The sequence below is a fragment of the Citrobacter sp. RHBSTW-00017 genome (assembly GCF_013797615.1).
GTDB classification, from domain to species: domain Bacteria; phylum Pseudomonadota; class Gammaproteobacteria; order Enterobacterales; family Enterobacteriaceae; genus Citrobacter; species Citrobacter braakii.
Map to the genome: position 1 here is coordinate 2,350,603 of NZ_CP056899.1, position 20,457 is coordinate 2,371,059.

The following is a 20,457-nucleotide window of genomic DNA, read 5'->3' on the forward strand; positions in this document are numbered from 1 at the left end:
TTCTCAATCAACATACAGCGCAGTTATGCAACGACAGAAACGGGTAACCGGTTTGGCAATATGTTAACTATCAGGGTGAACTCGTGAAGATTGTGCAGGACAAGCTCAGAAACAGGCAGGCACTGCTGGTATCAGGGCTCATTACGTTGATATTTACGTCGTTGTTTCTGTTTATAATTTATGAGCAGCGGATGGCTGCAGTCAGTGACGGTGTTAACCGCATGCAAGCGCGCATGATGGACATTTTTAACGATAATGAGCTGATCGCCGATGCGATTGGTGAGCGCTATCACCATATTAAATCGGGTGAGCAATGTGGCGATATTTCACAATTTGTTCCCCGCAATGAGAATGAATGGGGAATTAACGCCGACCCAAAGCGTCTGCATTCGGTAACAGGGACAATTATTGCCCAGCAAGCCAGCCACAACGCGCTGTGTATGTATACGGCGGCGGAATTTATTCGTGGTATGGTTAATGAGCTAAATCCGGGCAGCTTCGATGCACATCGTTATATTATCGCCAAAAATTCAGATTATTTTTACTGGTTTATGGCTTCCGATTCGCGCAACTTCAGTTTCTCAAATTCTGAAATGGCGCGGGATCTCACCAACTTTTTCTATCCGCCGGTCGATTTCTATACCCGACTGTTGCAAAAAAACGTCAAAAACAAAGCCCTTAGTTCAACGAACTTCTATACCGATAAAATTACCGGTGAAAAAGCTTACAGCGTGGTGAGCTATATCTACGATCTGTCTGGCAAAGAGATATCAGACCAAATCGTGGCCTATCTGGTTTATGACCATTCAAAGCCCGAATTGCAGGAAGCGTTGGCTCAAGCATTTGACTACCAGCTCCCACCAGAGTTGAATGTGGAATTGGTAAATTTGACCAACAATGAAAGTCTTTGTTTATCCGGTAAATGTACAGGTCAATCCCGTTTTTTAGTGCGCAATTTTTCGGAGAAATATGCGCTGCACTATTCGCTTTCATTAGGCCGTTTTATGACGCGCGATACCCATGCAGGGATCGTGATCCTGCTGGCGCCGTTCTTTTTCATCATGATTAGTTTCTCGCTAAAATCATGGCTAAACGAAAGCGACCTGAAGGTTTATATAGACACCCTGACCGGTTGCTTTAATCGCCGAATACTCGACATCATCAAGCGCCGTGATTTATCCCACTGTTCGGTGGTGCTACTGGACTGCAATAAGTTCAAGGCCGTCAATGATACCTGGGGTCACGCGGCAGGCGATCGTGCGCTGCAAATTATCGCCAACAGGATGTTATCAAACACCCGCACCAGCCACGATATTGTGATTCGTACCGGCGGGGATGAATTTATGATCCTGCTGTTTCGCTCGCAGGCAACTGATGCCATCGCAATCGCTCAACGTATCAGCGGGCAGGTGACCAGCCATGTGTTTGTAGTGGACGGTCATACCGTTCCATTGTCAGTATCGTGGGGGATTGCAGAGGTGAACGGCGAACTGGATGTGGCTATTCAGAATGCAGATAGCGCCATGTATAAAATGAAGCACACGAAAGAAGCGTAAAACCGCCAGAAGTCTCTGGCGGTTGATTTAGCTTACTGCCGGGTGGCGGCTTTCATCGCGCTGACAAAAGCTTTCAGCTCAGTCAGCATCTGTTCCGGTGCCGCAACATTTTTCTCAATGATTTTCACTATTGCCGAGCCGGAAATAGCGCCGGCAGCGCCAGCGTCAATAGCGCCGGTTACCTGCTCAGGCGCAGAGATACCAAACCCCTGTAAAGAAGGCGGAGCATCATATGCTTTCAACTTTTCGACCAGGTGATGCAGCGGTAACGCCGCTCGATTTTCTGCACCGGTCACGCCCGCACGCGAAAGCAAATAGGTATAGCCGCGGCCATGAGAGGCTATCTGGCGCAGCAGTTCTTCATCAGCGTTCGGTGGGCAGATAAAAATTGGCGCAATGTTGTGGCGGAGCGCCGCAGCTCTGAATGGCGCGGACTCTTCAACGGGAACATCGGCTACTAACACGGAATCCACGCCCACTTTTTCACACTGGGCGTAAAACTCGTCAATGCCCTTGCTAAACACCAGGTTGGCATACATCAGCAAGCCAATGGGAATCGTAGGGTGCTTCTGGCGAATCAGCGCCAGCATTTCAAAGCATTGCGACGGCGTGACGCCGGCGGCAAACGCACGCAAGGTGGCTTCCTGAATGGTTGGACCGTCAGCCAGCGGATCGGAGAACGGAATACCGAGCTCAAGGGCATCGGCACCGGCTTCAATCAGCGTATCAATGATTTTCAGTGACTGCTCAACAGACGGATCGCCCAGGGTTACGAAGGGGACAAAAGCACCTTCTTTGCGGTCCTTCAGCTGTGCAAACAGGTTTTCGTAACGTTCCATCAGATTTCCCCTCGCGCTTTCAGAATATCGTGTACGGTGAAAATGTCTTTGTCGCCGCGACCGGAGAGATTAACCACCAGTAACTGCTCTTTTTCCGGGTTTTCACGCATCATTTTCAATGCGTGTGCCAGGGCATGGGAGGACTCCAGCGCCGGAATAATCCCCTCGTGCAGACACAGCGTTTTGAAGGCCTCGAGCGCTTCGTCGTCGGTGATCGAAACATAATCGGCGCGACCAATGCTGTTCAGATACGCATGCTGCGGCCCGACAGACGGGAAATCCAGCCCCGCGGAAATAGAGTAAGACTCTTCAATCTGTCCTTCTTCGGTCTGCATCATCGGGGACTTCATGCCGAAGTAAATCCCGATACGACCATGCTTCAACGGTGCGCCATGTTCCCCTGATTCAATCCCATGGCCGCCAGGCTCGACGCCAATCAGACCGACGCTGGTTTCATTAATAAAGTCCGCGAACATACCGATGGCGTTAGAACCGCCGCCCACGCAGGCGATAACCGCGTCCGGCAGGCGACCTTCTTTTTCAAGGATCTGCGCTTTAGTTTCCTCGCCGATCATGCGCTGAAATTCACGAACAATGGTCGGGAAAGGATGTGGACCCGCCGCCGTACCAAGCATATAGTGCGCTGTATCGTAGCTGCCAGACCAGTCGCGCAGCGCTTCGTTACAGGCATCTTTCAGCGTTGCAGAACCGCTGTGAACCGGGATAACTTCAGCCCCCATCAGACGCATACGGAAAACGTTTGGCGACTGGCGTTCAACGTCTTTTGCACCCATATAAATACGGCATTTCAGCCCCAGCAGTGCGCTGGCGAGAGCTGATGCAACACCGTGCTGGCCCGCGCCGGTTTCGGCGATGATCTCCGTTTTCCCCATACGTTTCGCCAGCAATGCCTGGCCCAGCACCTGGTTGGTTTTGTGCGCGCCGCCGTGCAGCAAATCTTCACGTTTGAGATACAGCGTAGTGTTGGTGCCTTGAGTAATATTCTGGCATTTGGTCAGTGCAGTTGGACGACCAGCATAGTTTTTCAGCAGGTCTGTAAACTGCGCCTGAAATTCAGGATCCTTTTGCGCGCTGACAAAAGCTTCTTCCAGCTGACGCAGGGCAGGCATCAGAATCTGTGGCACATACATACCGCCAAATTCACCAAAATACGGATTGAGTAATGTTGTCATGTCCTTTTCCTTAATATGCGCGCAGCGTCTGAAAGACCGAAGCCAAAAGACGTGCATCCTTGATGCCCGGCTGTGACTCTACGCCAGAATTGAAATCGAGACCGGCACAGCCGGTTTTTGCCGCGTCAACGCAGTTATCAGCGCCGAGTCCGCCAGCCAGTAAAACGTTATCCAGCGATTGTCCGCCTAAAAGTGACCAGTCGAAGCGTTGACCGCTGCCGCCCTGACCATTGTCGAATACGTATTTATCGACGTGCTGATAATCACGAGCTGGCAACGTTTCGCTGACGCTTAACGCCTTCCAGATTTGCACCTGTTCGGGGAGCGCGTCGCGCAGGGCGTCAACATAGGCCTGGTCTTCGCTACCATGCAATTGCACGGCTGTTAGCCCCAGAGCCGCCGCTGTTTCGCGCACGTCGGTGATCTCTGCGTTGCGAAACACCCCGACATATTGCAGCGGTGCGCCGGTCATGACCTCGCGCGCGTGTTCAACGCTGACCGCGCGTGGCGATGTGGACACAAAAATCAACCCGCCGTATATGGCACCCGCTTCGTATGCCGCGTTTGCATCCTGAGGCCGGGTTAAACCGCAGACTTTATTTTCGCCGAGCAGAACGCGACGCACGGCAGCATGCAGATCATCATGCGACATCAACGCAGAGCCAATCAGAAAACCGTTGGCGAAGTGGCTGAGTTCTCGCACTTGACCATAGGTATTGATACCGGACTCGCTGATGACGGTTACGCCATGACCCAGTCGCGGCGCAAGTTGGCGGGTGCGATTCAGATCGATCGACAGGTCGCGTAAATCACGGTTGTTGATACCGACGACTTTGGCGCCCAGTGCGATAGCTCGCTCCAGCTCTTCATCGTTACTGACTTCGGTCAGTACGCCCATTTTCAAACTGTGGGCGACGGCGGCGAGTTGACGATATTGCTCATCATCAAGCACCGACAGCATCAGCAGACAGGCGTCCGCCTGATAGAAGCGCGCCAGGTAAATCTGGTAAGGATCGATAATAAAGTCCTTACACAGAATCGGTTGCGGTGCGATGCGGCTGACGATGGGCAGGAAATCAAAGCTCCCCTGGAAATATTTCTCATCGGTCAGTACGGAAATCGCGGAAGCATATTGTTTATATACGCCCGCAATCTGTGCCGGGTCGAAGTCATCACGGATCACGCCTTTTGACGGAGACGCTTTTTTGCACTCCAGAATAAAGGTGGTGCGTGCACCTTGCAGCGCATCGTAGAAATCACGAGAGCTGGGTTGAACATCATTCTGAAAGCTGGCCAGCGGTTGTTGCTGTTTGCGGGCTTCTACCCAAATCGCCTTGTCTGCGACAATTTTCGCTAAAACGGTTTGCATCATTTACCCTCTTGCTGCCAGTGCAGTGACACGGTCATAGGCCGTACCGCTGCGCAGTACATTAATCACGGTTTGCGCATTGGCTTTTAAATCTTCTTCACCGTGCAGGCGCATTAACATGGCGACATTCGCGGCAACAGCAGCTTCATGAGCGGCTTCACCTTTACCTTGTAACAAGCGACTAAGAATGTCACGGTTTTCTTCCGGCGTGCCGCCAGCCAGCTGTTCCTGGTGGTAAGGTGTCAGGCCAAAGTCTTCCGCCGTCAGTTGATAGCTCTTGATTTCGCCATCATGCAACTCTGCCACAATGGTCGGTGCATGCAGGGAAACTTCATCCATGCCTCCGCTGTGCACCACGGCTGCCCGCTGATACCCCAACACGCGCAGCGTTTCGGCAATCGGCAGCACCAGTTCCGGACTGTAAACGCCGATCAGCGCCAGCGGCGGATGTGCCGGGTTAATCAACGGGCCGAGGACGTTAAACAGCGTACGGGTTTTCAACTGTTGGCGTACCGGCATAGCATGGCGAAAACCGGTGTGGTATTTCGGCGCAAACAAGAAACACACACCGAGGTCGTCAAGTGCCTGACGGGATTTATCGGCGTTCATATCCAGATTGATGCCAAAAGCCGCTAACAGATCCGAAGAGCCCGACTTGCTGGAGACGCTGCGGTTGCCGTGTTTGGCGACTTTCAGTCCGCAAGCGGCCGCCACAAAGGCGCTGGCGGTGGAAATATTGATACTGTTGCTGCCATCACCGCCGGTACCGACAATATCGGCAAACAGATAATCAGGTCGCGGGAACGGGGCGGCGTTTTCCAGCAGCGCGGTTGCCGCACCGGCAATTTCATTCGGGTGCTCGCCACGAATTTTCATGCTCACCAGCGCCGCAGCCAGTTGTTCCGGCTTCAGTTCACCGCGTACCACGGCGGAGAACAGCTGGTGGCTTTCCTGCTGAGACAGCGTCTGGGCCTGATACAGTTTCTCCAGAATAGGTTGCAGGGTATTGGTCTGTTCGAGTTTCTGTTGCGCCCAGGCCAGCGTTTGCTCCAGCAGACGTGCGCCTTGGGTGGTCAGAATGGATTCTGGATGGAACTGGAAGCCACATACGCGATCGGTATCGTGACGTACCGCCATCACCATGCCGTTAAAGTGGGCGTTGATGGTCAATCCGGCCGGAACGTTGCTGCCAACCAGCGAGTGATAGCGCGCCACTGGCAGCGGATTTGCCAGACCGGCGAACATTGCCTGACCATCGTGTTCAATGCTGGACGCTTTGCCGTGCAGGATTTCCCCAGCCTGTCCCACGTATCCACCATAGGCCTCGACAATGGCCTGATGCCCCAGACAAATGCCGATGATCGGCAGCTTGCCGCGCAGGCGGGTTAACAGCTCCGGCATGCAGCCCGCTTCGCTTGGCGCACCTGGACCTGGGGAGAGCATCAGCACCGGATTTTTCATGGTCGCTAAGCGGTCTATTAATGTCTGGGCCGGAATATGGTTGCGGTAAATCACCACGTTATGACCGTTAGTACGCAGCTGATCTGCCAGGTTATAGGTAAAAGAGTCGATATTATCGAGCAGCAGAATGTCAGCCATTAGAAGGTCTCCTGTGCGTGGTGTGCGGTGGCGATAGAACGCAGAACCGCACGCGCTTTATTACGGGTTTCATCGGCTTCTGACTGCCCAACGGAATCCAGAACAATTCCGGCGCCAGCCTGTACGGTGGCAATACCGTCTTCCACGAGGGCGGAACGAATCACAATACAGGTATCCAGATCGCCATGGGCCGTGAAGTAACCTACTGCACCGCCATAGCTGCCGCGACGACGGCCTTCGGCCTCGGCGATAAGCTGCATGGCGCGAACTTTCGGCGCTCCGCTTAGCGTACCCATGTTCATACAGGCGCGGTAAGCATGCAGCACATCCAGATCGCTACGCAGCTCGCCGACTACGCGGGAAACCAGGTGCATAACGAAGGAATAACGATCCACTTTAGTGAGGTCAGCAACGTAGCGGCTGCCGGGCGTGCAGATGCGCGCCAGGTCGTTACGCGCCAGGTCTACCAGCATCAGGTGCTCGGAAAGCTCTTTATGATCGGTACGCATCTCCAGCTCAATACGGCTGTCGAGATCGCGGTCCAGCGAACCGTCCGCACGACGACCGCGTGGGCGGGTCCCGGCAATCGGATAGATTTCAATCTGCCGGCTGGTGGCATCGTATTTCAGCGAGCTTTCCGGAGAGGCGCCGAACAGTGTGAAATCGTTGTCCTGCATAAAAAACATGTACGGGCTGGGGTTACTTTTCTTCAGCACATAGTAGGCCGCCAGCGGTGACGGGCAGGGCAGCGAGAAACGACGGGATGGAACCACCTGGAAAATTTCGCCAGCGCGAATGGCTTTTTGCATACCACGAACCACGGCGGCAAACTCTTCATCGCTCTGATTGCATTCGCAGCGCATGTGCGGAACTTCAGTGACGGGCAGCGGCGGCGCAGGTTCGGTAAGCTGCTGGCTCAGTTGCGCCAGACGGGCATTAAGACGCTGTTTTTCTGCATCGCTGGGGGTAAATATGCTGGCCTGAATGCGGGTGCTTTTCTTCTGATGGTCGATGACCATGAGCGTTTCTGCCAGATAGAAGCAGTAGTCAGGGCAACGGTTGCCCGCTTCAAGCTGAGGTAAATCTTCAAAACCGGCAACCAGGTCGTAGGAAAACAGACCGCCGAAGAACATCGCTTCACGTTCTTGCGCAGGAACATTCACCAGCTCCTGCAATAAACGGAAGGCATCAAATACGGACAGGGAACATAAGCGGGCGTCTTCATCCAGCAGCGGGCTAACAGCAGGGAATCGCAGATGGCGACCATTCGGCTGTTGTTTGTTCTCAACACCCGCGGGCAGGGCAGCATCCAGCAGCGGCAGCAGCGATGCGCCGTTAGCGGATAATGCCTGAATGGTGACAGTGTCACCGATGGCGGTAATGCGTAATGCGCTGTCGACCAGCAGCAGGCTCTTCAGATCGTCTTTGCTGTCGATATCGGCAGATTCCAGCAGCAGCGTTGCCGGACGTGCGCCACACACCTGATGAAACAGCGCCGTCGGATTTTCACGGTAGGCGGCATCGCAGGCAAGCAGCTCGAGTGTCGGTTTTTGTGTTTGCATCGTTATTCTCATTAATTTTGTTCAAAAAAAAGCCCGCTCATTTGGCGGGCCGGGTATCTGGTTGCATATTGCAGACGTAAGACACTGCCCGAAATCAGGAAGTGCGCCACCAACCGTGCAGAACCAATGTTGCTTTCATCTCAGATACCTTCTTCATGTGAACTTGCGTACTAGTTAACTAGTTCAATGGAATAAAGTCAACACCTGATTTCAGTATATTTGTCTAAACCGCTATGATGGGCGGGTTAAGACATTTAGTGAAACGGGAGCCGCATTGAGCGACACGAATTACGCAGTGATTTATGACCTGCACAGTCATACTACAGCTTCCGATGGGCGATTAACGCCAGAAGCCTTAGTACACCGTGCGGTAGAGATGCGAGTCGGTACACTGGCGATCACCGATCATGACACCACGGCGGGTATTGCGGCGGCAAGAGAAGAAATTTCACGTGCGGGTTTAGCGTTAAATTTGATCCCTGGCGTCGAGATATCAACAGTCTGGGAAAACCATGAGATCCATATCGTGGGTCTGAACATTGATATCGCCCATCCAATGATGTGCGAATTTCTGGCGCAGCAAACGGAACGTCGTCAGCAGCGCGCGCGCCTGATTGCTGAACGACTCGACAAAGCGCATATTCCCGGCGCGTGGGAAGGGGCATTACGCCTGGCTGATGGCGGGGCGATCACTCGGGGGCATTTCGCGCGTTTCCTGGTGGAGTGCGGAAAAGCCACAACCATGGCGGATGTCTTTAAAAAATATCTTGCTCGTGGGAAAACCGGTTACGTTCCGCCACAGTGGTGTACAATAGAACAAGCTATTGATGTCATTCATCATTCTGGCGGTAAGGCAGTTCTGGCTCATCCTGGGCGGTACGATCTTAGCGCTAAGTGGCTGAAAAGACTGGTTGCGCATTTTGCTGAACATCACGGCGACGCGATGGAAGTGGCACAGTGCCAGCAGTCTCCCAATGAACGCACCCATCTGGCGACGCTTGCGCGTCAGCATCAACTGTGGGCATCGCAAGGGTCTGATTTTCATCTACCCTGCCCATGGATTGAGCTGGGTCGTAAACTCTGGTTGCCCGCAGGCGTAGAAGGCGTCTGGCAACTTTGGGAACAGCCCGAGACCACAGAGAGGAAAGTATGAGCCAGTTTTTTTATATTCATCCCGAAAACCCACAGCAGCGCCTGATCAATCAGGCCGTTGAAATCGTGCGTAAAGGAGGGGTGATCGTCTATCCAACTGATTCCGGCTATGCGTTGGGTTGCAAAATTGAAGATAAAGGCGCAATGGAGCGCATTTGTCGCATCCGTCACCTGCCGGACGGGCACAACTTTACGCTGATGTGTCGTGACCTGTCCGAACTGTCGACCTATTCGTTTGTCGACAACGTGGCCTTCCGTTTAATTAAAAACAACACGCCGGGTAACTACACGTTCATCCTGAAGGGGACGAAAGAAGTACCACGCCGACTGTTGCAGGAAAAACGTAAGACCATCGGCTTGCGTGTACCCTCGAATCCGATTGCGCTGGCGCTGCTGGAAGCGCTGGGCGAGCCTATGCTCTCTACATCACTGATGCTGCCGGGCAGCGAATTTACCGAGTCAGATCCGGAAGAAATCAAAGATCGTCTGGAGAAAGTGGTGGATTTGATTATCCACGGTGGATATCTCGGTCAGCAGCCAACCACGGTCATTGATTTAACCGATGATTCCCCGGTGGTATTGCGCGAAGGCGTCGGCGACGTTAAACCTTTCTTATAAGGGCGCGAACCGCTATACTACGCGGCCTTAAAATGGCGCTGACTGGCGCCGTTGATTCTCCTGTTCGACGCCTGTGAAGGTAAAAAATCACCAAATCCAATCAAGACGTTAGCGTTAACTCCATGAAATACATAACAAAATGGGTGGCGCAATGAGGAACAGAGTGTACAACAAGACTCCGCGATTCACGACGAAACGCGGTAACATCTACTACATCAACTTTCGACTTACAGATGGAACATTTTTTCGTCGAAGCCTCGGCACAGATTCCTTGCAAGCTGTCGAGGTTACAATGTCACGTCTTAGCGCTTACATCCCCCTTGTTCAAAGTGGTTCATTATCTGTTGAACAGTTCAAAATGCACATTGACGGCTTCAGAGAAGCGACACAGAGAGACTTTGATACTTATCTGTTGGATTGGCTTAGGATGGGCGTTGAAGAAGCTCAACGGATGCCGGAACTTGGACGGATGCAGCGAAAGATCGATCCTGAAAGTGCAATCTCTCCGATTGACAGTGTAACTGAGGCGAAAGGTCGTACGGAAGTTCATCTGAATCGTATATATAGCGGCGATGATTCAACGGCGCGGATGTTGCTTGCCACTTTGTTTAAGAAGAAAGTTTCTTTTGACCAAAGTGATGTAGAACAGGCTTACTACGTGGCGGGGCAGATTGATTTACATCAGGCCATGCTCCAACAAGCCTATGATGCTTTCTATTCTGGTGATCTTGTTCGATATCGCTCTTTGGTTGAGGAGATGCAATTCAAGCTAACAGAAGCAGAACGGCAGAAAAAGCCAGTAGCTAAAAAGGCTGTATCCCCTACGGTTGAACCTGAAAGCCACAATACACCTCTGCTCTCTGTCGCCTGGAAGATGTTTACCAGTGAGAAAGGAAAGGGCTGGGCGGTGGCTGTCGCCAACGAAAACCAGCGTTTCTATGACGTTTTGCTATGTGTTATCGGTGATCTTCCTGTTGGAGTGATCACGAAGCAGCAAATACGGCAGACGCTGGAAGTGATTAAAAACCTCCCGCGTAGAACTAAACTTCCATACTCTCGTTTGAGTCTTGAGGAATGTATTGAGCTCGATGTACCAGAAGATGATCTGATCAGTAGTGCCAACGTTAAAAAGCATCTCAAGATCTATTCTTCTTTTTTCAAAGTGTTCCTGAAAGATGAAAAAGACATTTTAGAAAAAGCGCCAACGGAAGGGATCAAATACGAAGTAATGGAGAATAAGGGTAATCCCCCCATTTTTAACCGGGCAGATAAGTAGAATCAGATAAGCGCTGAATATGCTGCATTGGTGTGAAGCCATTCAGTGCCATATTCGGTCGTTCGTGATTATAGAACCATTGCCATTGTGTGGCGTATTCCTGTAACTCACTCAGCGAATAAAACAGATAGTGCCCCAGCCAGTCATAACGCACTGTCCGGTTATAACGCTCAATATACGCATTCTGTTGTGGCTTCCCCGGCTGAATAAAATTGAGGATGATATTTTGTCGTTCAGCCCATACTATCAGAGTGTTACCTGCATATTCTGGTCCGTTGTCACATCGAATCGATGCCGGTTTCCCTTTCCATTCAATCAGTTGTTCGAGAGTTCTGACTACCCGACTGGCCGGAAGGGAAAAATCGACTTCTATTGCCAGGGCCTCGCGATTGAAATCATCAATAATATTCAGCAGACGAACGGAGCGACCATCTGACAACTGATCATGCATAAAATCCATTGACCAACTCTCGTTACTGCCAGTGGGGACCCTCAGTGGTTCCGGCTTTTCACGTTTCAACCGTTTTTTAGGTTTTATCCGCATATTCAGCGACAGTTCGCAGTAAATCCGGTAAATTCTCTTGTGGTTCCAGGCAAAGCCTTTCACGTTACGCAGATACAGGTAACACAGGCCGAAGCCCCAGTTTCGCTGGCTGTCCGTGATGCGCACCAGCCAGTCAGCAATCCGTTGATTTTCCTGACTCAGTAAGCGCCTGTATCGGTAGCAACATTCGCTGACGACAAAGAGCTGACAGGCCAGACGGATACTGATCCCCCGGTGTTCAACTGCATGCAGAGCCATCTGCTTCCGGTCTGATGGCTTCACCACTTTTTTGCCATCGCCTCCTGAATAATTTCGGCCTTCAGACGCTCTTCAGCATACATTTTTTTTAGTCGGCGATTTTCTTCTTCAAGCTCTTTCAGTCGGCTCATCAGTGCAGCATCCATCCCGCCAAACTTTGAGCGCCATTTATAAAAACTGGCACTGCTGATGCCATGCTCCCGGCACAGTTCAGGAACCGGCGTACCCGCCTCAGCCTGTTTGAGAATGGTGATGATCTGACTGTCAGTAAAACGTGATCGTTTCATAGAAATCCCCCTGCATTCAGGTTAGGAGAAAATTCTACTTATGCATGCACTGGTTTTTCGGGGGGATTACCTAAGGGCGGCTCTTACTCAAAATCTGAGATGCAGCGCTTTGTAAAATATCTGAATACTTGCACCGATTGGCGGCGTGATTATTTCCTGACTCTGATTTATACCGGGGCACGTCGGGGCGAAATTGCTGCTATCCGTAAAGAGCATATTCGAAAAGATGAAGAAACAGGACGCTGGTACATCTTCATTGACGGCGGGAAAACTGATCAGGCTGTGCGGCAGATACCGTTAAACAAAATTTTAGAAAAGTTACTTTTAGCGCGTATTAAATCGCTCAAATCTACTGAGCCTGTTTTCGGTGAGTTGCCAACGTATGAACAGATCGGGCTTGAGTGGCATAGCATCATGTCTGCTTGTGAAATACAAAAGTTTAATGAATTTGGACAGAAGAGGGTGATCCATGCCCTTCGTCACACTTTCATTTCGGGGGCAATGACAAAAGCTTTGCCCGTAATGGTGCAGTTTGTCGTTGGCCACAGTCGGACACAATCATTAGGTATAACAGCACGTTACACCCATAGACCACTATTGAGAGATTTACTTCCGGTAGTTGATTGCATAAACTGGTAACGTTGTTCCACCAAGGGGTTAAGTATTTTTTCCCTAAATTCAGTTGGTTGCAAAAATTATGCTTGATAGATTTCCTATGATACATCTTAGTTGTTGATGAGGGTTGGGTATGTCAAAAAAATCTAAGCGAACTTACAAGTATGGTGATCAACCAATGAGGGTTATCATTGTTCAGGTGGTGGAACTATTGGGTGGAGCTGCAACTTTGAAAAATGTCGATGCTTATCTGAGGTCAAAATTTCCTCATTATAGGGACAACACTCATTTAAACCTCGCCATTAACACTGTTAACTGTAATAGAAGCCATTGGGATTGTAATAAAGTTGCCAGAAGAACAGATGATGTAACTCATCGTTATCATGAATATGATCGATTATTCAAGCGTGGAAAGATTTTTGAAATCTATCAACCCTCTGTGCATGGCATTTGGGAGTTGTACCAAGATCAACAGGGTAAATGGTGTTACCGTCAAGTGAAGTCGGAGTTTGAAGAAGCAGTAGAGGCTGCTGCTAAATTACCCTCATCTACACGGGAGCGGATTTTAGCAACGGAAAGTAAAACTCCAGAGCTAACCGAAGTCACAACTCGAGTTTATAAGCGAAGCCCGTATGTGGTTGCAGAAGTTCTTTTAAGGGCTAATGGTAAGTGCCAAAACTGTAAGCGTGATGCACCCTTCCTGAAAGAAGATGGCACACCATTTCTTGAGGTTCACCACATTGAGTGGCTTTCTAAAGGTGGAGAAGATTCTGTTGAGAATGCGATTGCGTTATGTCCTAACTGTCATAGACAAGCGCATTATGGCATTCTGGAGTTATTATCAGTTAATAAATAAACCTAAATTTCATGAAGCCGCTACGCTCCGTTTGTCTCCTTACCACTAACGGGGCGTTATGGCTTCTATTGCTAGACACTTAACAAATTGATAAACCGTGTTTGCACGGACACAACTAAAAAAGGTTTTCAAATGGAAATGTTAAAAAGTGCAGTGTTCTCAGATTGCAAACAGTATCGCTATTCAATAACCAGAACCTGGGATGAAACAAAACCCTATGTGGTCTTTATAGGTCTGAATCCTTCTTATGCTGATGCTGAAAAAGATGATCGCACTATGGGCCGTTGTATCTCGTTTGCAAAAAGCTGGGGATGGGGTGGGGTGCGTATTGTCAATCTGTTTGCATACGTCCATACAAATCGCTTCGAAATGATGAGGATGGCTAATCCTGTTGGTTCAGATAATGATCGCTACATAGTTGAAACGGTAGCTAATGCTGGATTGGTAGTTGCTGCATGGGGTGATGACGGACGGCATTTGAATCGCTCTGATGCTGTGCGTGCGCTTCTGCCTTCTGATACGAAATGTTTTAAAATCAATGTAACAGGTGAACCAAAACATCCTCTCCTTGTGCATAGAGATGCGGTGCTGATTCCCTTTATTTAATTGGTAAGGCATTCAGTGAGCATAGTTATTCCGTATTGTGAAAAGGAGCATTGCGCCTCCCTCGTATTATTCCTGTAAAGCCCGTAGCCACATCAAAAGCAAATTAAGCTGACTTTCTGCCACGGCAGGTATTCGGACGGTGACCTGCCCCCACGATTAGATACAACACTCAGTTAGTAACGTCGGAATCTTCATTCTCAGAATGACCCTTTCTCCAGCCCGCTGCAAATTCAGACGGTGTCTGATAATTCAGCGTGGAGGGTAATCCCCCCGAAAAACCAGTGCATGCATAAGTAGAATTTTCTCCTAACCTGAATGCAGGGGGATTTCTATGAAACGATCACGTTTTACTGACAGTCAGATCATCACCATTCTCAAACAGGCTGAGGCGGGTACGCCGGTTCCTGAACTGTGCCGGGAGCATGGCATCAGCAGTGCCAGTTTTTATAAATGGCGCTCAAAGTTTGGCGGGATGGATGCTGCACTGATGAGCCGACTGAAAGAGCTTGAAGAAGAAAATCGCCGACTAAAAAAAATGTATGCTGAAGAGCGTCTGAAGGCCGAAATTATTCAGGAGGCGATGGCAAAAAAGTGGTGAAGCCATCAGACCGGAAGCAGATGGCTCTGCATGCAGTTGAACACCGGGGGATCAGTATCCGTCTGGCCTGTCAGCTCTTTGTCGTCAGCGAATGTTGCTACCGATACAGGCGCTTACTGAGTCAGGAAAATCAACGGATTGCTGACTGGCTGGTGCGCATCACGGACAGCCAGCGAAACTGGGGCTTCGGCCTGTGTTACCTGTATCTGCGTAACGTGAAAGGCTTTGCCTGGAACCACAAGAGAATTTACCGGATTTACTGCGAACTGTCGCTGAATATGCGGATAAAACCTAAAAAACGGTTGAAACGTGAAAAGCCGGAACCACTGAGGGTCCCCACTGGCAGTAACGAGAGTTGGTCAATGGATTTTATGCATGATCAGTTGTCAGATGGTCGCTCCGTTCGTCTGCTGAATATTATTGATGATTTCAATCGCGAGGCCCTGGCAATAGAAGTCGATTTTTCCCTTCCGGCCAGTCGGGTAGTCAGAACTCTCGAACAACTGATTGAATGGAAAGGGAAACCGGCATCGATTCGATGTGACAACGGACCAGAATATGCAGGTAACACTCTGATAGTATGGGCTGAACGACAAAATATCATCCTCAATTTTATTCAGCCGGGGAAGCCACAACAGAATGCGTATATTGAGCGTTATAACCGGACAGTGCGTTATGACTGGCTGGGGCACTATCTGTTTTATTCGCTGAGTGAGTTACAGGAATACGCCACACAATGGCAATGGTTCTATAATCACGAACGACCGAATATGGCACTGAATGGCTTCACACCAATGCAGCATATTCAGCGCTTATCTGATTCTACTTATCTGCCCGGTTAAAAATGGGGGGATTACCGGAGTGCGGGCGGCATTCGTTATAATCCTGCCGCCAGTCATTAATAATTTTCCTGGCATGAACGATATCGCTGAACCAGTGCTCATTCAAACATTCATCGCGAAATCGTCCGTTAAAGCTCTCAATAAATCCGTTCTGCGTTGGCTTGCCCGGCTGGATTAAGCGCAACTCAACACCATGCTCAAAGGCCCATTGATCCAGTGCACGGCAAGTGAACTCCGGCCCCTGGTCAGTTCTTATCGTCGCCGGATAGCCTCGAAACAGTGCAATGCTGTCCAGAATACGCGTGACCTGAACGCCTGAAATCCCAAAGGCAACAGTGACCGTCAGGCATTCCTTTGTGAAATCATCGACGCAGGTAAGACACTTGATCCTGCGACCGGTGGAAAGTGCGTCCATGACGAAATCCATCGACCAGGTCAGATTGGGCGCCGCCGGACGGAGCAGCGGCAGACGTTCTGTTGCCAGCCCTTTACGACGTCTTCTGCGTTTTACGCCCAGGCCACTGAGGTGATAAAGCCGGTACACGCGCTTATGATTAACATGAAGCCCTTCACGGCGCAGCAACTGCCAAATACGACGGTAGCCAAAACGCCTGCGCTCCAGTGCCAGCTCAGTGATGCGCCCTGATAAATGCGCATCAGCAGCCGGACGGTGAGCCTCATAGCGGCAGGTCGACAGGGATAAACCTGTAAGCCTGCAGGCACGACGTTGCGACAGACCGGTCGCATCACACATCAACATCACGGCTTCCCGCTTCTGGTCTGTCGTCAGTACTTTCGCCCAAGAGCCACCTGAAGCGCCTCTTTATCCAGCATGGCTTCGGCAAGCAGCTTCTTGAGTCTGGTGTTCTCTTCCTCAAGCGACTTCAGGCGCTTAACTTCAGGCACCTCCATACCGCCATACTTCTTACGCCAGGTGTAAAACGTGGCATCGGAAATGGCATGCTTGCGGCAGAGTTCACGGGCGGGTACCCCAGCTTCGGCTTCGCGGAGAATACTGATGATCTGTTCGTCGGAAAAACGCTTCTTCATGGGGATGTCCTCATGTGGCTTATGAAGACATTACTAACATCGGGGTGTACTAATCAACGGGGAGCAGGTCAGTTGGGCTTGTTCGGTTTTCCCATCTTCTATAAAAATGTACCAGCGTGAAGTTTCTTCATCTAAACGAATGTCCCGCTTTCTGATAGAGGCAATCTCACCACGTCGAGCACCAGTATAAATGAGGGTAAGGAAGTACCATTTGCGCCAATCGTTATTTTCCAGTGAGAACAGCTTGGTCTTAAGTTTACTCAACTCAGCGTTACTGAAATGGCCTCTACGGTTTGGTAATCCCCCCGAAAAACCAGTGCATGAATAAGTAGAATTTTCTCCTAACCTGAATGCAGGGGGATTTCTATGAAACGATCACGTTTTACTGACAGTCAGATCATCACCATTCTCAAACAGGCTGAGGCGGGTACGCCGGTTCCTGAACTGTGCCGGGAGCATGGCATCAGCAGTGCCAGTTTTTATAAATGGCGCTCAAAGTTTGGCGGGATGGATGCTGCACTGATGAGCCGACTGAAAGAGCTTGAAGAAGAAAATCGCCGACTAAAAAAAATGTATGCTGAAGAGCGTCTGAAGGCCGAAATTATTCAGGAGGCGATGGCAAAAAAGTGGTGAAGCCATCAGACCGGAAGCAGATGGCTCTGCATGCAGTTGAACACCGGGGGATCAGTATCCGTCTGGCCTGTCAGCTCTTTGTCGTCAGCGAATGTTGCTACCGATACAGGCGCTTACTGAGTCAGGAAAATCAACGGATTGCTGACTGGCTGGTGCGCATCACGGACAGCCAGCGAAACTGGGGCTTCGGCCTGTGTTACCTGTATCTGCGTAACGTGAAAGGCTTTGCCTGGAACCACAAGAGAATTTACCGGATTTACTGCGAACTGTCGCTGAATATGCGGATAAAACCTAAAAAACGGTTGAAACGTGAAAAGCCGGAACCACTGAGGGTCCCCACTGGCAGTAACGAGAGTTGGTCAATGGATTTTATGCATGATCAGTTGTCAGATGGTCGCTCCGTTCGTCTGCTGAATATTATTGATGATTTCAATCGCGAGGCCCTGGCAATAGAAGTCGATTTTTCCCTTCCGGCCAGTCGGGTAGTCAGAACTCTCGAACAACTGATTGAATGGAAAGGGAAACCGGCATCGATTCGATGTGACAACGGACCAGAATATGCAGGTAACACTCTGATAGTATGGGCTGAACGACAAAATATCATCCTCAATTTTATTCAGCCGGGGAAGCCACAACAGAATGCGTATATTGAGCGTTATAACCGGACAGTGCGTTATGACTGGCTGGGGCACTATCTGTTTTATTCGCTGAGTGAGTTACAGGAATACGCCACACAATGGCAATGGTTCTATAATCACGAACGACCGAATATGGCACTGAATGGCTTCACACCAATGCAGCATATTCAGCGCTTATCTGATTCTACTTATCTGCCCGGTTAAAAATGGGGGGATTACCGTTTGGCTTCACCTCAAATGAGATTCCGTCGGTAGGGGATTTCTCTAACAGGTCTTTGGTGTCAACGAGGTAAGTTTTAAAAAGCGAGCGCCAGATCTTGAGATGTTTTACAACATGCTGACTACTGATCAGGTCTTCCTCTGGAACGTCATAATCAATGCATTCAGGCAAAGATAGATGCTTGTATGGCAGCTTAATACGAGTAGGTAAGTTTTCGGTCACTTTCAGCGCTTCACGAATATCTTGCTTTGTAACCCGATCAATCAGTTTATCACCAACAACGTAAATCAGTACATCAAAGAAACGCTGGTTCTCGTTAGCAATGTTTGCACGCCATTTTTGACCTTTTTCTTCAACATACCGAGTCCATGCTTCGGATAGTTTGATTTCCTGGCTTGCAGTGTCTTTGAATTCCGTTGATAAAGACTGGTTTGCTTGAACAATACTTTGCGGTGAGGATTTCAGTTTCTGCTCTTCTAACTGAGCTTGCAGTGTGGCAATAAGTTGGCGATATCGCAGCAGATCATTCGAAAAGAATGCTTCATAGGCTTGCGCGACGGTCGCGCGGCTCATATCAAGAGCAGCGCCCACTTGATTAGCAAGGGGCAAATCATCCTTGGAAAGTTCAAGTTTCTCCATGTGAAGACTTGCAAGCACTTCGTTTGCCATTTGATTGCTACCATTCATCATGCGCTGGAAGTGTGCTTCTGAGTAACCTTGAGCTGCCTCAATCGTATCAGAAGCTGTTAAAGGATGGTCAGGATTCATGTTTCTGTGCCATTGTCCTAACTCAGGCAGACGCTTCACTTCGTCAACATCCCTTTCGAGTGCATGAAGAAGATAGTTGTCACAGTCCTGCTTAGTGGCGGCTCGGTAGCCCTGCATTTTGCGTTTGAACTCATCGAGGTTCATCGTTCCATTCTGCACAAGGGGAATGAAAGGGCGGATCTGATTCATGATCACTTCTGCTTGCTTTAGGCTATCAGTACCGAGACTTAAGCGCACAAAAGTTGTTGAATCATTTAGTCTAAAGTTAGTGTAATATGTGCGCCCACGAATCATTGTGTGTGACAGCTTGTGTGACACGTTGTTTGCCATGCTGTGTACCATGAAAGAGTTATAGATCAGTGAGTTAAGTTGAATCTTTTGCTAACTCGTTGTTTTAAAAAGTATATCAGACGCCTGTGAAGGCGACATCTAAAGGAAGCTCTATGAGCGAAAAGTTACAAAAAGTGCTGGCGCGCGCTGGCCACGGTTCTCGCCGTGAAATTGAATCCATAATTGCCGCGGGTCGCGTGAGCGTTGATGGCAAAATTGCCACGCTCGGCGATCGCGTTGAAGTTACGCCGGGTCTGAAAATCCGTATCGACGGTCATCTGATTTCGGTGAAAGAATCTGCGGAGCAAATCTGCCGTGTTCTGGCTTATTACAAGCCAGAAGGTGAACTGTGTACCCGTAACGACCCGGAAGGTCGTCCGACCGTGTTTGATCGTCTGCCAAAACTGCGCGATGCGCGCTGGATTGCCGTGGGACGTCTGGACGTGAATACCTGTGGTTTACTGCTGTTTACCACCGATGGCGAACTGGCGAACCGTCTGATGCACCCAAGCCGCGAAGTTGAACGTGAATATGCGGTGCGTGTGTTTGGTCAGGTTGATGACGCAAAACTGCGCGATCTGAGTCGTGGCGTGCAGCTGGAAGATGGTCCGGCCGCATTTAAAACGATCAAGTTCAGCGGCGGTGAAGGGATCAACCAGTGGTATAACGTCACGTTGACCGAAGGGCGTAACCGTGAAGTCCGTCGCCTGTGGGAAGCCGTGGGTGTGCAGGTAAGTCGTCTTATCCGTGTACGTTACGGTGATATCCCACTGCCGAAAGGCCTGCCGCGTGGCGGCTGGACGGAACTTGACCTCGCGCAGACCAACTATTTGCGTGAACTGGTGGAATTGAAGCCGGAAACCACCTCTAAAGTTGCCGTCGAGAAAGATCGTCGCCGTATGAAGGCAAACCAGATCCGCCGTGCGGTGAAGCGCCACTCTCAGGTTGGCGGCAGCCGTCGTCCGGGCGGTCGCAGCAACAACGGTTAATCATGAGTAGGCCTGATAAGCAACGCGCCATCAGGCGTTAGCGTGGAGCCGGATGCGGC

17 protein-coding genes, 1 pseudogene and 1 other annotated feature are annotated in these 20,457 nt (G+C 50.2%); of the genes and pseudogenes, 10 read left to right on the top strand and 8 right to left on the bottom strand.

The features are described 5' to 3' along the window. Positions 1 to 83 precede the first annotated feature (83 nt). Positions 84 to 1,556, top strand: coding sequence for a GGDEF domain-containing protein (locus HV037_RS11395; RefSeq protein ID WP_019076881.1), 1,473 nt, complete (start codon positions 84 to 86; stop codon positions 1,554 to 1,556). Positions 1,557 to 1,588: 32 nt separating this feature from the next. On the opposite strand, the gene trpA is transcribed toward HV037_RS11395, so the two are convergent. Genes trpA through HV037_RS11420 form a run of 5 tightly spaced genes read right to left on the bottom strand, consistent with a single transcriptional unit; the run spans position 1,589 to position 8,118 of the window. Next, positions 1,589 to 2,395: a tryptophan synthase subunit alpha gene (trpA, locus tag HV037_RS11400; protein ID WP_104652187.1), complete on the bottom strand. Its 807-nt coding sequence runs from the start codon at positions 2,393 to 2,395 to the stop codon at positions 1,589 to 1,591. Beyond that, the gene (trpB, locus tag HV037_RS11405) at positions 2,395 to 3,588 is read right to left on the bottom strand and encodes a tryptophan synthase subunit beta (protein WP_181500342.1); all 1,194 of its coding nucleotides are present in this window, start codon (positions 3,586 to 3,588) and stop codon (positions 2,395 to 2,397) included. The genes trpA and trpB overlap by 1 nt, the downstream gene beginning before the upstream one ends. Before the next feature lie 10 nt (positions 3,589 to 3,598). Beyond that, a complete protein-coding gene (gene trpCF, locus HV037_RS11410; protein WP_016156656.1) occupies positions 3,599 to 4,957 on the bottom strand; it encodes a bifunctional indole-3-glycerol-phosphate synthase TrpC/phosphoribosylanthranilate isomerase TrpF in 1,359 nt (452 codons plus the stop codon). 3 nt (positions 4,958 to 4,960) lie between these two features. Next, positions 4,961 to 6,556 (bottom strand): bifunctional anthranilate synthase glutamate amidotransferase component TrpG/anthranilate phosphoribosyltransferase TrpD, encoded by a 1,596-nt coding sequence (gene trpD / locus HV037_RS11415; protein WP_131379407.1) that lies wholly within the window; start codon positions 6,554 to 6,556, stop codon positions 4,961 to 4,963. After that, positions 6,556 to 8,118, bottom strand: a complete 1,563-nt coding sequence (locus HV037_RS11420) for an anthranilate synthase component 1 (RefSeq protein ID WP_181500343.1) — start codon at positions 8,116 to 8,118, stop codon at positions 6,556 to 6,558. Before HV037_RS11420 ends, trpD begins: the two co-directional genes overlap by 1 nt. 23 nt (positions 8,119 to 8,141) lie before the next feature. Then, positions 8,142 to 8,236, bottom strand: a sequence feature (Trp leader region). 156 nt (positions 8,237 to 8,392) lie between these two features. Here HV037_RS11420 and rnm point away from each other — a divergent pair. The 3 genes from rnm to HV037_RS11440 all read left to right on the top strand — a co-directional run bounded on the left by rnm (position 8,393) and on the right by HV037_RS11440 (position 11,164). Further along, positions 8,393 to 9,271 carry an RNase AM gene (gene rnm, locus HV037_RS11430; protein WP_029139558.1) on the top strand — a complete coding sequence of 293 codons (879 nt, stop codon included), beginning with the start codon at positions 8,393 to 8,395 and terminating at the stop codon, positions 9,269 to 9,271. Beyond that, positions 9,268 to 9,888 (top strand): L-threonylcarbamoyladenylate synthase, encoded by a 621-nt coding sequence (locus HV037_RS11435; protein ID WP_016153256.1) that lies wholly within the window; start codon positions 9,268 to 9,270, stop codon positions 9,886 to 9,888. Before rnm ends, HV037_RS11435 begins: the two co-directional genes overlap by 4 nt. 292 nt (positions 9,889 to 10,180) lie before the next feature. After that, entirely contained in the window at positions 10,181 to 11,164 is a 984-nt protein-coding gene (locus HV037_RS11440; RefSeq protein ID WP_220132176.1) for a hypothetical protein, read from the top strand. Here HV037_RS11440 and HV037_RS11445 read toward each other — a convergent pair. Continuing rightward, positions 11,145 to 12,253, bottom strand: a protein-coding gene (locus HV037_RS11445) for an IS3-like element ISKpn20 family transposase (protein ID WP_087859145.1) whose coding sequence is annotated in 2 segments (ribosomal slippage) — positions 11,145 to 12,001 and positions 12,001 to 12,253 — 1,110 coding nt in all. Because the reading frame shifts where the segments join, the coding sequence is not laid out codon by codon here. The genes HV037_RS11440 and HV037_RS11445 overlap by 20 nt on opposite strands. A 99-nt stretch (positions 12,254 to 12,352) precedes the next feature. Between HV037_RS11445 and HV037_RS11450 the strand changes: the two genes are divergently transcribed. The 4 genes from HV037_RS11450 (at position 12,353) to HV037_RS11465 (ending at position 15,770) form a co-directional block, all read left to right on the top strand. Further along, positions 12,353 to 12,892 carry a tyrosine-type recombinase/integrase gene (locus tag HV037_RS11450; protein WP_249414975.1) on the top strand — a complete coding sequence of 180 codons (540 nt, stop codon included), beginning with the start codon at positions 12,353 to 12,355 and terminating at the stop codon, positions 12,890 to 12,892. A 109-nt stretch (positions 12,893 to 13,001) separates the two neighbouring features. Then, entirely contained in the window at positions 13,002 to 13,724 is a 723-nt protein-coding gene (locus HV037_RS11455; protein ID WP_049014272.1) for an HNH endonuclease, read from the top strand. A gap of 138 nt (positions 13,725 to 13,862) precedes the next feature. After that, positions 13,863 to 14,330 carry a DUF1643 domain-containing protein gene (locus tag HV037_RS11460; protein WP_071845323.1) on the top strand — a complete coding sequence of 156 codons (468 nt, stop codon included), beginning with the start codon at positions 13,863 to 13,865 and terminating at the stop codon, positions 14,328 to 14,330. 331 nt (positions 14,331 to 14,661) lie between these two features. Then, positions 14,662 to 15,770, top strand: a protein-coding gene (locus tag HV037_RS11465; protein ID WP_087859145.1) for an IS3-like element ISKpn20 family transposase whose coding sequence is annotated in 2 segments (ribosomal slippage) — positions 14,662 to 14,914 and positions 14,914 to 15,770 — 1,110 coding nt in all. Because the reading frame shifts where the segments join, the coding sequence is not laid out codon by codon here. Positions 15,771 to 15,786: 16 nt separating this feature from the next. Here the strand turns inward: HV037_RS11465 and HV037_RS11470 are convergent. Continuing rightward, a pseudogene (locus HV037_RS11470) lies at positions 15,787 to 16,820 on the bottom strand (IS3-like element ISSen4 family transposase); the annotation flags it as partial. Between the two features lie 366 nt (positions 16,821 to 17,186). On the opposite strand from HV037_RS11470, the gene HV037_RS11475 reads away from it, so the two are divergent. Next, positions 17,187 to 18,295 (top strand): IS3-like element ISKpn20 family transposase gene (locus tag HV037_RS11475; protein WP_087859145.1). Its coding sequence is split into 2 segments (ribosomal slippage): positions 17,187 to 17,439 and positions 17,439 to 18,295, totalling 1,110 coding nucleotides; the frame shifts between segments, so codons are not numbered across the junction. Here HV037_RS11475 and HV037_RS11480 read toward each other — a convergent pair. Beyond that, positions 18,276 to 19,268, bottom strand: a complete 993-nt coding sequence (locus HV037_RS11480; RefSeq protein ID WP_220131386.1) for a hypothetical protein — start codon at positions 19,266 to 19,268, stop codon at positions 18,276 to 18,278. The two genes, HV037_RS11475 and HV037_RS11480, sit on opposite strands and share 20 nt — an antisense overlap. 254 nt (positions 19,269 to 19,522) lie before the next feature. Between HV037_RS11480 and rluB the strand changes: the two genes are divergently transcribed. Beyond that, positions 19,523 to 20,398 carry a 23S rRNA pseudouridine(2605) synthase RluB gene (gene rluB, locus HV037_RS11485; protein ID WP_006684306.1) on the top strand — a complete coding sequence of 292 codons (876 nt, stop codon included), beginning with the start codon at positions 19,523 to 19,525 and terminating at the stop codon, positions 20,396 to 20,398. The last annotated feature ends 59 nt before the right edge of the window (positions 20,399 to 20,457 follow it).